The 12,935-nt window shown below is 42.0% G+C and carries 8 protein-coding genes; 3 read left to right on the top strand and 5 right to left on the bottom strand.

Annotation, left to right across the window (positions count from 1 at the left end; all coding sequences use genetic code 11):
* Nucleotides 1-77 precede the first annotated feature (77 nt).
* Nucleotides 78-1,706 carry a sodium:solute symporter gene (locus L1266_RS13820; protein WP_235377733.1) on the top strand — a complete coding sequence of 543 codons (1,629 nt, stop codon included), beginning with the start codon at nucleotides 78-80 and terminating at the stop codon, nucleotides 1,704-1,706.
* Between the two features lie 43 nt (nucleotides 1,707-1,749).
* Here L1266_RS13820 and L1266_RS13815 read toward each other — a convergent pair whose 3' ends face one another.
* Complete coding sequence (locus L1266_RS13815; protein ID WP_235377732.1) at nucleotides 1,750-2,778, bottom strand: glycoside hydrolase family 43 protein; 1,029 nt, start codon at nucleotides 2,776-2,778, stop codon at nucleotides 1,750-1,752.
* A gap of 133 nt (nucleotides 2,779-2,911) precedes the next feature.
* Between L1266_RS13815 and L1266_RS13810 the strand changes: the two genes are divergently transcribed.
* Entirely contained in the window at nucleotides 2,912-3,886 is a 975-nt protein-coding gene (locus L1266_RS13810) for an arabinan endo-1,5-alpha-L-arabinosidase (protein WP_442960605.1), read from the top strand.
* 83 nt (nucleotides 3,887-3,969) lie between these two features.
* On the opposite strand, the gene L1266_RS13805 is transcribed toward L1266_RS13810, so the two are convergent.
* The 4 genes from L1266_RS13805 to L1266_RS13790 all read right to left on the bottom strand — a co-directional run bounded on the left by L1266_RS13805 (nucleotide 3,970) and on the right by L1266_RS13790 (nucleotide 11,354).
* The gene (locus L1266_RS13805) at nucleotides 3,970-4,395 is read right to left on the bottom strand and encodes an FKBP-type peptidyl-prolyl cis-trans isomerase (RefSeq protein WP_194442490.1); all 426 of its coding nucleotides are present in this window, start codon (nucleotides 4,393-4,395) and stop codon (nucleotides 3,970-3,972) included.
* 10 nt (nucleotides 4,396-4,405) lie between these two features.
* On the bottom strand, nucleotides 4,406-6,850 hold the full coding sequence (locus L1266_RS13800; RefSeq protein WP_235377730.1) for a glycoside hydrolase family 127 protein: 2,445 nt from the start codon (nucleotides 6,848-6,850) through the stop codon (nucleotides 4,406-4,408).
* Nucleotides 6,851-6,927: 77 nt separating this feature from the next.
* Entirely contained in the window at nucleotides 6,928-8,265 is a 1,338-nt protein-coding gene (locus tag L1266_RS13795) for an MFS transporter (RefSeq protein WP_054552279.1), read from the bottom strand.
* A 272-nt stretch (nucleotides 8,266-8,537) separates the two neighbouring features.
* Nucleotides 8,538-11,354, bottom strand: coding sequence for a TonB-dependent receptor (locus tag L1266_RS13790; RefSeq protein WP_235377729.1), 2,817 nt, complete (start codon nucleotides 11,352-11,354; stop codon nucleotides 8,538-8,540).
* A 599-nt stretch (nucleotides 11,355-11,953) separates the two neighbouring features.
* Between L1266_RS13790 and L1266_RS13785 the strand changes: the two genes are divergently transcribed.
* Complete coding sequence (locus tag L1266_RS13785; RefSeq protein WP_235377728.1) at nucleotides 11,954-12,916, top strand: glycoside hydrolase family 43 protein; 963 nt, start codon at nucleotides 11,954-11,956, stop codon at nucleotides 12,914-12,916.
* Nucleotides 12,917-12,935: the final 19 nt, after the last annotated feature.

The following is a 12,935-nucleotide window of genomic DNA, read 5'->3' as shown; positions in this document are numbered from 1 at the left end:
ACCTTATTTATAATATAATATTTTTATTCAACAACTAAAAAAGCAAAATTCTCTTTCAAAATTAGGTGGAACACACGATGGTCGAACTAAGTACCTTAGACTGGGCAGTGCTAGCAGGATTTTTTGTCCTGTTACTAGGCGTTGTCGTGATGTCTATGCGACAAAAAGAAGAAGACACCGCTGATTACTTTTTAGCGGGTCGTAATGCAAGTTGGTTAGTGATTGGTGCCTCTATTTTCGCATCGAACATTGGCTCGGAACATTTAGTGGGCCTTTCAGGTTCAGGCGCACAATCGGGTATGGCACTGGCTCACTGGGAAATGCAATCGTGGATCATTCTACTACTCGGTTGGATTTTCGTGCCTTTCTATTGGAGTAGTAAAGTCTACACCATGCCTGAATTCTTAGAGCGCCGTTTTAACTCTAAATCACGTACCTTCTTATCTGTTATCTCATTGATTAGTTATGTATTAACCAAGGTTGCAGTAACGGTTTATGCCGGCGGTATCGCATTTAAAACAATCTTAGGTATCGAGAGCATTTGGGGTATCGACTTCTTCTGGATTTCAGCAATTGGCCTTGTCGTGATCACCGGTATTTATACGGTGCTTGGCGGTATGAAAGCCATTATGTGGACCTCCGTGTTGCAAACTCCGGTGCTCATTATTGGCTCCTTAGTCATATTAGTTGTTGGTTTAGATAAAGTAGGTGGCTGGGAAGAAGTTGAGCGTATTAATGATGCTAATATGCATCTTATTCGCAGTGCTTCAGATGCTGAGTTCCCATGGCCTGGCATTGTATTTGGTTCATTCATTATTGGTTTTTGGTATTGGTGTACCGACCAATACATCGTACAACGTGTTTTATCTGCAAAAGGCATTAAAGAAGCGCGTCGCGGTACCATGTTTGCTGGTTACTTAAAATTACTTCCTGTATTTATCTTCTTAGTACCAGGCATGATTGCATACGCATTGAATGTTAAAGGTATTATTAGCTATGAAAGTGCTGACCAAGCTTTCCCAACTTTAGTTGCTGAGCTATTACCAGCCGGCGTTAAGGGGATTGTAATTGGTGGTTTAGTAGCGGCTCTTATGAGCTCTTTAGCATCATTATTTAACTCATCAGCAACCTTATTTACCATTGATTTTTATAAGAAATTCAAACCTGAATCATCTGAGAAGCACCTTCTGAAAGTAGGCCGTATTGCCACTATCGTGATTGTTGTATTAGGTCTTCTGTGGATACCCGTCATGAGCTTAATTGCCGATGTGCTTTATGAATATCTGCAAAGTGTGCAGTCTCTTATTGCACCAGGTATTGCTGCGGTATTTTTACTCGGTTTATGTAGTAAACGCATCACTCCAACAGCGGGTTTTGTGGGCTTAGTATCAGGTTTTGTGCTTGGTATGATCCGCTTAGTATTACTGCCATTTAAAGATGATTTAACAGGTTCATCATTTGCGTGGATCACCACAATGAACTGGTTATATTACTGTATTCTGCTATTTGTCGTGGTCGTTGCGATTATGATTGTGGTAAGTATTTTCACCAAACAAGCAGACGAAGAACAATTGAAAGGTCTTACTTTCTCAAGCCTAGATAAAGCAACTATGAAAGAAGTAGCTGCCGGCTTAGATAAGTGGGATTACATTCATACCGCGGGTATTATTGGTATTACTGCCTTTATTTACTACCGCTTCTGGTAATCGTTCGTTCCCAAAGTTGTAGGGCGCCAATTGGCGCCCTTTTTTAATCAGCGAGTTCTGGTGAAAACACAGGAAAACCGTTTTTATCCCACGTAATAATGCGTGCTCGCGCATGGCGATTTGGATCTGTAAGCGGTGTGCCTTTCAACTCTTTATAGTCACGACTGTGATAAATCATTAAATCGGTTACACCATCTTCAGCTTTTACAAAACTGTTATGCCCAGGGCCAAAACGACCTAGCTCAACATTGGTGGTGAACACCGGCTCAGCCTTTTTATGCCAACTAGCAGGATCAAGTAAATCAGCATTCACATCTGCCCATAGCAAGCCCATCGCATATCGATGATCGGTGGCACTGGCTGAATAAGTGACAAATATTTTATCGCCATGGGTAATGACTGCAGCACCTTCGTTCACCTTGTAGCCTTGCACTTCCCAATCAAGGGTTGGCTCAGTAATCGCGATAATGGGTTCTTTAATTGATGTTGGTGAGTCCATTTCAGCTAACCATAAAGCTGAGTTATAAGTTGCAGGCTGGTTCTGCTGCGCCCAAATCATGTAACGCTTCCCCTTGTGCGTAAAACTTGTGGCATCAAGCGAAAAACTATCAAGGTGGCTAGTTACTTGCCCCATTTCTTGCCACTCACCTTGCATCGGATTAGCACTGTCGTTTTTAAGTGCATACATGCGAATACTGAACGGTTTTTCGATATCACCTGCAGCGAAGTAGATATACCAACTGCCATCAATCTGATGCAGCTCAGGGGCCCAAATATTGACACTCATAGGGCCTTTATCACGCTTTTGCCAAATAACCTTCGGCTCAGCTAATTTTAAGTCATTTAAACGACAAGCTTGGCGTAGCTCAATTTCATCAAATTTCGGCGAACTACCTATAAACGTGTAACAGCCACTTTTATCATCACGAACTAACCAAGGATCAGCACGTTTGAGTACAATGGGGTTATCAATTGGCGCTAAAGTCTTGCTACTATTAGCATCAGCAAGGGCTGACAATGACGAGGCGCTTAACGCACTAAGAAGCGTTAGCCGAGATAATTTTTTGAGCATAATGTGTCCTGTATTTCGTCTCGATTTTATTGTTAATATTGTATTACATATTATATAGTAGCTGAATGAACACAAGAGTTAAAACAACAAAAGGTATTCAAGCATGAGACCCGTAAGTAAGGTGACACACGCAATGAAGTGGCTTTCAACAGGGCTACTTTTTTCTACCGCAGCCGTATCTGCAAAGCAAGTTGAAGTACACGATCCGGTAATGACCAAAGAAGGCGACACGTACTATGTATTTAGCACAGGCCCTGGTATTACCTATTATGAATCGAAAGATTTAACCAACTGGAAACTCACTGGCCGCGTTTTTAAAGATGAGCCAAGTTGGGCAAAGCGTATTTCACCAAGTTTTGATGGCCACTTATGGGCACCCGATGTGTACGAGAAAAACGGTAAGTTTTATCTTTATTACTCAGTCTCTGCATTTGGCAAAAACACCTCAGCAATTGGTGTAACGGTTAACGAAACCCTTGACCCATCATCACCTGATTACAAGTGGATTGATTACGGCATTGTGGTTGAATCTGTGCCTGAGCGTGACGATTGGAACGCTATCGACCCTGCCATTATCGAAGATGACAATGGTACACCGTGGATGAGCTTTGGTTCGTTCTGGGGTGGTCTTAAACTAGTACAACTTGATGATGACATGGTGCGCTTAGCAAAACCTGAAAAATGGCATCACATTGCGAGTCGCCCAAACACGGAACATGGCCCAATTGAAGCACCTTATATCTTTAAAAAGAACGACTATTACTACCTATTTGTTTCGTTTGATAAATGCTGCCGTGGCGTAGAGAGTACTTACAACGTGCGCGTAGGCCGCAGTAAAAACATCGAAGGCCCATACTTAGATCAACAAGGTCGCTCTATGGTTGATGGCGGTGGTAGTTTAGTTATTGAAGGTAATAAAGATTGGGCAGCCCTTGGTCATAATGCTGCGTACACCTTTGATGGCAAAGACTATTTAGTATTACACGCCTACGAAACAGCCGATAACGGCGTGCAAAAGCTACGTATTTTACCTATGAGTTGGAAAAACAATTGGCCGGTTGTTAACCCAGCCGACCTAAATAAGCTCAAAACCAAGCTTAAGAAGTAATTATTCAACATACAAAAAACCTGCAAAATTGCAGGTTTTTTATTTGCTTTAATGACCTCGTTTGAGGTTGAAAGTAGGTGTTATCAACTAAAATCAACCAAGGTAATATCAACAAGCATGGGGCTTTGACAACCTTGCTGATGCTTTTCTTCAATAAATGCGCTGTACACATCACGCGCCAGATGTGCAGGTACAAGCACTTCAAAGCGACTGCCTTTATTCATTAATTGCAACGCTTCTTGCAAGCCCACTATCGCCTCTGCAATTTCGTACTCTACAGCGACGCCTTGCTTGCGAGTATCAAATAACACCCGACCATTTGTAAGGGTAACGCGTTGATGCACAGTCACAGTAGCATCCCAACTAGGTTTATCCCCCTGACCTTGCTCAATCACTCGATAACCAAGCCCTGTGGGTGTTTGGTAAAAACTGTGTTGCTCAGCGCTGTTATCTAAAAGCGACGGTAAAACATGCTCTTTAGCCGTCGCAAACACATTGTTGCTTAACATAGCCAACTCTTTATTGTGCGTTGATTAAACGAATACCATAGATACCACCGGCAACAGAGTCTTTATCGGCAGCAAAACGTAAAGTAAGTGTTTTCGACTTTTTCATTGCTTCTGTTAATGGGTAATCAATGGTGTAGAACTCATCCGTTGGTTTACCTACAGGCAAACTAACTCCAGCTAATTGCTCACCATTTAAATTAATTGAGAAATGACGGTTCACATCGCCAATAAAATAGCGAATACGCAAAGCAACCGCTTTTTGTTCTGGGTTACTAAGCTGATACTCAAACCAACCTGTCGCATCACGCCAGTGATGACCATTATTAACACCTGCGCGGGTTCCCTCACCTTTAAAGTCGTGTTCGACTTCAGGTTGTTGCTCACCCGGTGTAATTTGATCAACGGTTAATAAACGAAGCTGCTCTTTCGCTTGCTCAGCCGCTTTTGCATCGGCAACAAATTGCGTGAACTCAGCTTCGCTTTGCTGCGGCCAATACACTTGATAGCGACTATCGTGTAAGCGGAAGAACGGAATTAGCTCTGTGCTCTTCGTGTTATCGATACCTTGCTTGGCAATTGCCACATTTTTATCGGCGATAAATGCGAGCTCTTGGCCCGGTTTACGAGTGAGATCGGCAATAAATTTTTCTGGCTCACTCAGCATGATTGGCAGAGCTTCTGGCGGACAGGTCGGCCCTGCGGCGATGTGGCCCATGCGGCTATTATCAGCAACAAAGTTAAGCTTTTCATTTGCAAATGCTTGTACTTTAGTGGCCATTACAACAGGCCCATACATCACAGAGTAATAATGCTGACCATCAGGTAGCTGTTCAGTATAAAGCTTAGGACTAAGCTCAAAGGCAAGCTTATCACCGCTTTGCCATGCATGGCTGATGCTGTAGTAACCGTCTTTTTCGGTTGCGCTTACAGCTTGTCCATTTAAAGTAAAGCTCAGCTCACCTTGCTGCCAAGACGGTTTACGAATATGAATTACCGACTCAGTGCTTTGCCCCTCAGACAAACGATTCACGGTCAGTGAAACCTTGTTATCATCTGGAAATTGGCTGTCTTGCGTGATCTGCAAACCCTGCTGTTGCCAATTTAACGTGCTTGGAATAAACAAGTTTACCCATAGCTCTTTACCGGTATTGCTATAAATCAGCTCACCATATTTGCTGTGATTCTCAATACCTGAGCCTACACAACACCACATTGAATCTTGCACTGACGAATACATGCGGTAATGCCCAGGGCGCATTGAGGTAAAGTAAACAAGACCACCATGCTCTGGGTGTTGTGACGATAAAATATGGTTATATGTGGCGCGCTCATAATAGTCTAAATAACGCGTATCACCGGTTTTTAAGAATAATAACTTACTCAGTTTCATCATGTTGTAAGTGTTGCAGGTTTCTGGGCCTTCAACATCTTCAACCATTGGCGTGAAGTCACTTTTATCATGAAAATGCTCACGTACCGAGTTACCGCCAATTGATACTGAGCGCTCTTGGCTGACTGTTTTCCAGAAAAAGTCAGCACCTTGCTGCCATGCTTTGTCATCGCTGGCATTTGCGACCTTCAACATACCAATAATTTTTGGAATTTGCGTATTGGCATGCAGGCCCGTTAACTTATCTTCTTTGTGTAATAAGGGTTCAATAATGATGTTATGAGAGAACTGACGGGCTAGTTTTAAGTAGCGCTCATCATCACTAATAAAGTACATATCAGCAAACACATCATTTAAGCCACCATGCTCTGAATACAGCATTTGTTGAACTTGTTCATCAGTTAGCTTAGCAGTGGTCGCTAAAAACCATTCGCCTAGCTTAAATAGCATTTGTTTGGCTTTATCACTGCCGGCTACGTCGTATGCATCACGCAAGCCATGGAAAATTTTATCTATGTTATAAAGCGGTACCCAGCGGTCGTTTAAACTGAATAAGTCGGCTTTGATTTCACCCTTTTCAATCTGCTGCCACATTTCATCGCCATTTGGGATACCGCCTAAGTAACCACCTGTAGCTTGCTGGGCGCGATCCAACTCGCTTAGCATATAATCTAAACGCTGCTTTAATTCTTCGTCACCTGTGGCTGCCCATGCAAGGCTCAAGGCTGAAAGATAATGACCGCCAATATGCCCATCAAGGCCTGTGCTTTCCCAGTTGCCATAGTTAGGCGCTTTTGGCTCAAGGCCAGCTTCACGCAGATAAGGAGCAAGCAGCTGATCTGGATGAAGTGCTAATAAATAACGCACATTCGTTTGCTGCGCATGTAAAAACGGGCTGGCGCTTAAACTTACTTGGTTTAGGGCAAATAAATGTTGTTCGCTGGTATGTTCAGCATACTCCACAGCAGCAGTTTGTTTACTGTCTGTTGGCAGCTCACTGCAACCGGTCACAGTTAAAATTGCAGCGCAAACGCTTGCTAAATAGCTAACTTTGAATGTGTTCATACTGTTGTCTCCCAGCGAATTGTTATTTTAAAGAGCAAAACGCACACACTTAGTTAGTGTGTGCGTTTAAAGGGGGGTTATTTTGGTAGGCGTTTATGAATAACCATATCCGTATAGTACTCATCGGTAATTTTGTATTTTTTCAAAATCAAACCAAGTAAGGCGTGGAATACACCCGGAATGATAGTTAGCATCAGTGCTAAGCCCATAAGGGTAAATTCAGTTTGCTCAACGTTAGGCTTGTACTCAAAGAATGCCAGTAATAAACCACCTGCTAAGCCAGCTAAGCCACCCCCTGCTTTTTGGCAGAATGAAATACCACCAAACGATAAGCCCGATGCACGAACGCCGTCTTTAATTTCACCGTAATCTACGGCTTCAGCAATGGCAGACCAGAACACTGGTGCATGTAAATCAACAACAAATGACAAGATGATATAAAGCACAAACGCCATCATTACATCACCCGGTTGCACCACAAAATACATTAGCAATGAGATGAATAGCACGGCGATTTGTGATTGACGGAATAACTTCATTTTACAGTAACGCTGGGTGATCCACGTACTTGCCACCATAGAGACAATAGATGCTGCAATACCCGCACTGGTAAAGGCACCCGCTAAATCTGGTACACCTAAGTAATAGGTTGCGTAATACATAGCAACACTGCCACGAATCGCATAGCCAAGCGTACCAAGCACACATGCTGCACACAGGAGTAACCATTGGTCGTTTTTAATAAGTACTTTTAATTGTGTAAGTACACCTTCGGTTTGTGGCTCATGGGTAATACGTTCGCGAGTAGTAAAAAAGCAAAACAAAAATAGAGCTACGGCACAAGCCGATACTAATGCCATTGCCAGTTTATAACCATACGACAAGCTGCCATCTCCCCAATATGAGGCAAGCAGCGGTACTGAAAATACGATCACCACATTGGCAATCTTAGCGAAGAACATACGGTAGCCATTAGCTGACAAACGCTCTTTAGGATCGGCAGTTAATACACCAATGTAAGAGATATAAGGGATAGCAACACCGGTAAACATCAAGGTCGCAAACAAGTATGTGGCATAAGCCCACGCTAACTTCATGTTGTAGTCGAAATCAGGCGTGGTAAATAACAGTACGACCGATAAACCATATGGCACAGATAAAAATAAGAACCAGTGACGGAACTGACCCCAACGGGTTTTCACTTTATCGGTGATCACCCCCATTAAAGGGTCGGTAAAGGCATCAACAAAACGCGCCACTAAGAACAACACACCCATATCAACCGGATCAAGCCCGTAGATATCGGTGTAAAAGAAAGACATAAAATAGAATAACGCTGCAACCATGACATTTACTGCCATGTCGCCGGCACCAAAGCCGACCTTTTCTACAACGGATAACTTTTGAGATTCCATACAACAACACCTTAATTGGTCAATAATGAGCCGCCGCTCACTATTTCAAGCAATGCTAAAAAGTTTTCAACACTGCGTATCAAATAAATTTACAGCCTTAGATATTACACAGCTTGGCCATTGCGTTCGTTATTTTTGTAAATTTAATGCTAATCTAATTAATAGTATTATCATACTTATTAAATCGCAACTCTTTTCGACCGATGGTTTGGTTTATAAAAACCAATAAAAAACCCCAGCAAAGCCGGGGTTTTTAGGTCTATAAAAGAAATTTAGAAAGAGTAACGTGCGCCTAGTGCGAATGTACGTGAGTAGATACCGTTACCAAAGTTAAATAGGTTGTCGTTACCTTCACCGTAGTAGCTTTGATATACGTCATCTAGGATGTTCGTTGCATCAAAGGTTACGACAAAGTCATCATTCACATTGTAGCTAAATTGGAAATCTAAGCTTTGCTCAGGGCGATTCCAGAATTGAATCGGGTTAGCAAAGATTGCCGCTTCGTTACCTGTGTAGAACTCAGAACGCCATACATATGATAAACGCATGTCGAATGAGTCACGCTCGTAGATACCTACGATGCTGTATGATTCATCAGAAACACCTGACATTTGCGATTTAACATATTCGGTTACTTCTCCTGCTTCGTTAAAGTCTGGAGTTTCTTGTGATGAATCAAGCATGGTAAAACTAGCTTGTACACCAAAACCATTTAACAGCTCAGGTAAGTTTTCAGGAAAATAAACTGCACCAAGCTCAAAACCCGAAAGCTCTCCGCTTGAAGCATTTACAGATGTACTGATAACGTACGGTCTTGTTTGACCATCATTACCTTCAAGAACTTCTGTCTTACGCCCTGGTAACACTAAACCTTCGATTTCACGCTTAAAGTAAGCAGCGTAAATAGAGCTTGTATCTGCGAAGTACCACTCAAGTGATAAATCATAGTTCTTTGACTCTGTCGGTTGTAAATTAGAATTACCACCCGTTCCTGTACCATAAGGATTGTCAGTTAATGGGTCTTGTAATCTTACAACCGTGTTCAGGTCAGCAAAGTTAGGCATACGCAGTGTTTCTGTATATGCTACACGACCCACTACGTCATCCGTGATGTTCCAGTTAAGTACTAAGCTAGGCAAAATCTTATCTGTTTTATTCTTGCCTGTTGTAAGTTCACCATTTTTTTCTGGATCATAAAACTTCATATCTTGCTCATAGTTCACGTAACGTAAACCGAATTCACCACTAATATCCTCTGTTATAAAGAAATTAGTTGTTGCATAAAATGCATACGAAGTTTCGTCAATATCAAAAGTTGTCGCTAAATCCTCGACTTCAGCACCATAGACCTGGCGAACAACATCTGCATTTTTCAGTAAATAACTGCCATCAGCTGTAATAAAGCTATTAAATACATCGGCGCGACCATCAAAGTAATCATCTACTTGAAAAATTAAGCCACTTCCGTCTCCAGACGCCCCTGCAGCAACTAACTGCTCTATAAGGCTAGCAACTGAAGTGTTTCCAATACCTTCATCATCAGTTCTAGTAAACTCTTGTGCGGAGCGGTTTTCGAAACGGCCACCGAATTTAACTTTATCTATGAAAGTACCACCAAGGAGATACTCACTATCTACTGTAAAACTAATCGAATCGCCGCTGTTTCCGCCACCATTGTCATAAATAGTACCTGCATTCCAGTTTTCGATAGCGGCCATATCTGCTTCGTTTACCGCAGTGTTTGGATCATCCCAAAACGCGATGCCTGGTACGCCGTCTTTGTCGTTGAAATCTACATCAAGTCCTGTTGATACACGGTCAAAACGCATTGCGAAGAAATCTGTTTTATACTCACTGTCTTGATAAACAACTTCAGTATTAATAGTTAGGTAATCGCTTGCTTGCCACTCGGCACCTAGCGCATATAAGTAGCTATCTGTTTTACCATATGAAAAGTCACCGCTTTGGAAACCACCAGCACCAATCGCTTGCTTTTCTTTAATAACGTTAGTGCCATCAAACACAGTTGGGGTTTCAATAAAGCCGTTACCGTTTTCAAACGTATTTGAGAACCACATCGCATTTTGCGATTCGTTTTCGTAACCTGTATAGAAGCCTTCAGCTGTGATTTCTAGAGTTTCATCTGGTGCCCACTGTAAAGATACAGATGCAGCAGGACGCTTTCGAAGACCTGTAAATGAAGTACCAAAAATTGCATCACGTGCTAATAAATATTCCGTTGGAACTCCTTCAATATCAAGGGTAGAGCCTGGCGACGTAGGTAAGCCATTTTCTAAACCACCTTGCCAGATTAGGTTATCTTGCGAGTCACGATTTGGAATTCTAGAGTATGGCGAGTAGTTATAATGTGGTTTATCAGTAAAGAATGGGAATACAGCACCTGCAGTGATGGTGTCATCGCGGTAATGTGTTTCAGCATAAGAAATATTGAAAAGTGCGCCAAACTCACCAGCACCGTCGATTTCCCAACGGTTAGAAAGTAACGCACTAATATTTGGATCAACTTCATCTGGTTGATCTGAGTAAATCGCACGTGCCGCTAAAACAACTTTTTCACCTTCGAAGTTGAAAGGGCGGTGAGTTTTAATATCAATCGCACCTGCGATGCCGCGTTCGATTTGGTCCGCCGAACGAGTTTTATAAACTGTTACGCCTGAAAGTAAACTTGCAGGTATGTCTTGCAGCGCCACATCACGACCCGCACCTGTAAAGATAGCACGGCCATTCACTGTGGTATTAACATCAGTAAGACCACGGATTGAAACCGCACTTACTTCACCAGCACCACGGCCTGTTGTTTGTACACCTGTCACACGTTGTAGTGCTTCAACTACGTTGTTATCAGGGAATTTACCAATATCTTCAGCAACAATTGCATCCACGATTTGAACGCTTGCACGTTTTTCATCTAGCGCTTTGTTTAAACTGCCGCGAATACCTGATACTTGAATAACTTCCATCTCATCGACGTTATTCTCAGGAGTTTTTGGTGCTTCCTCCTGTGCAAAAGCAAATTGACAGGTAAATGCCATAACTACAGCACTGGCTATGTGTGTTCTTTTAAACATAAGCGGTGTTCTCCAAATTATAGTTATATCGGTCCGCTGAACTTTCCCCATTCAGTTACCGAAGAGTGACCACTGCATTGTGCATCGTGTGTTGTCAAAACGGTGCGCGAGTGTGTCTACATTTTATTATGTTAATACATTGCTGCCTGAAATTTAATCATATTGTATGATTATTTAACAGTCAACTCAAAAAGCCAAATTAAAATTAGTGCCATAGTGTTTACAAAAAACGTTGTAATTATAACACGTTACAAACTAAAAAAGGGCTGCGTTTTTATCTTGGGAATTTATGTAGACCCATTATTATCAGTCACTTAGCATTTATTTGTTTGCTTGTTTTATTTGTCTTTTGTTTATCCAGAGCAACAAAAAAAGGCTAACAAGTTATTTACCTGGCGTTTTTTGATGCTACTATGATAAAAATACAATAATACAATATAGAGTTATTTTTTGCTGCACTTTTACTGGTTTGTTTCGATGTAAACAATCAGTTACTCAGTATAATCAGGCATACACTGTGTATTATCTGGTCATTTAGAGCGAGCTCTAAGTACAAAAGCTGCAGTTCGAACAACAATTATTAGTCACAGAGGACACTCATGAAGAAATTGAAAGCGTTAGCGCTGCCATTGCTTTTTTCGAGCAGCTTAGCCGTTGCACAAAACCCATTATTCACCGATGTATTTACTGCAGATCCAGCAGCACTTGTTCACAATGACACCGTATACCTTTATACAGGTCATGATGAAGCACCTAATAATGATGTGTTTTTTGAAATGCACGACTGGTTAGTCTTTTCATCAACAGACATGGTGAACTGGAAAAAACACGGCCCAATCATGAAAGCAACCGACTTTAAGTGGGCTAAGGGCGAAGCATGGGCTTCACACATGATTGAGCGTGATGGCACTTTCTATTTCTTTACAACCGTTCGTCACAACGACACAAAACCAGGTTTTGCAATTGGTGTTGCGACGTCTAAATCACCAACAGGTCCATTTAAAGACGCGATTGGCCATGCATTGGTTACCGATGATATGACCAAGCATACGCCAAATGATTGGGACGACATCGACCCTGCTATTTATACAGAAGAAAACGGCGATACTTACATGTTCTTTGGTAACCTAATGCCAAAATACGTAAAGCTAAGCGACAACTTACTGTCTCTTGATGGTGAAATTAAAACGCTAGACTTGCCTAACTTTACCGAAGCGTTATGGGTTCATAAGAAAAACGACAACTACTATGTATCGTACGCATGTGAGTTCCCTGAGAAGATCTGTTATGCCATGAGTAAAAGCATTCATGGGCCGTGGGAATATAAAGGTATTTTGAATGAAATCGCAGGTAACAGCGAAACCAACCACCAATCAATCATCGAGTACAAAGGTAAAGACTACTTTATTTACCATACTGGTGCTGTACCACCGATTGATGGCAAACCAAGTGGCGGGCGTTTTCGTCGCTCAGTGGCGATTGAGCCACTTTACTACAACGAAGATGGCACACTTAAACGTATTATCATGACCACTGAAGGTCTAAGTAAACAAGACAAGTAATATCAAAAAGGGCTCTTTA

This window comes from Pseudoalteromonas sp. Cn5-37, from assembly GCF_021532495.1.
In the GTDB taxonomy this organism is placed as follows: domain Bacteria; phylum Pseudomonadota; class Gammaproteobacteria; order Enterobacterales; family Alteromonadaceae; genus Pseudoalteromonas; species Pseudoalteromonas simplex.
This window is presented reverse-complemented; position numbering and strand designations above follow the sequence as displayed.

Coding starts and splice junctions, on each gene's coding strand:
- L1266_RS13820 (WP_235377733.1), top strand. CDS start 78: ATGGTCGAACTAAGTACCTTAGACTGGGCAGTGCTAGCAGGATTTTTT.
- L1266_RS13815 (WP_235377732.1), bottom strand. CDS start 2,778: ATGCTCAAAAAATTATCTCGGCTAACGCTTCTTAGTGCGTTAAGCGCC.
- L1266_RS13810 (WP_442960605.1), top strand. CDS start 2,912: ATGAAGTGGCTTTCAACAGGGCTACTTTTTTCTACCGCAGCCGTATCT.
- L1266_RS13805 (WP_194442490.1), bottom strand. CDS start 4,395: ATGTTAAGCAACAATGTGTTTGCGACGGCTAAAGAGCATGTTTTACCG.
- L1266_RS13800 (WP_235377730.1), bottom strand. CDS start 6,850: ATGAACACATTCAAAGTTAGCTATTTAGCAAGCGTTTGCGCTGCAATT.
- L1266_RS13795 (WP_054552279.1), bottom strand. CDS start 8,265: ATGGAATCTCAAAAGTTATCCGTTGTAGAAAAGGTCGGCTTTGGTGCC.
- L1266_RS13790 (WP_235377729.1), bottom strand. CDS start 11,354: ATGTTTAAAAGAACACACATAGCCAGTGCTGTAGTTATGGCATTTACC.
- L1266_RS13785 (WP_235377728.1), top strand. CDS start 11,954: ATGAAGAAATTGAAAGCGTTAGCGCTGCCATTGCTTTTTTCGAGCAGC.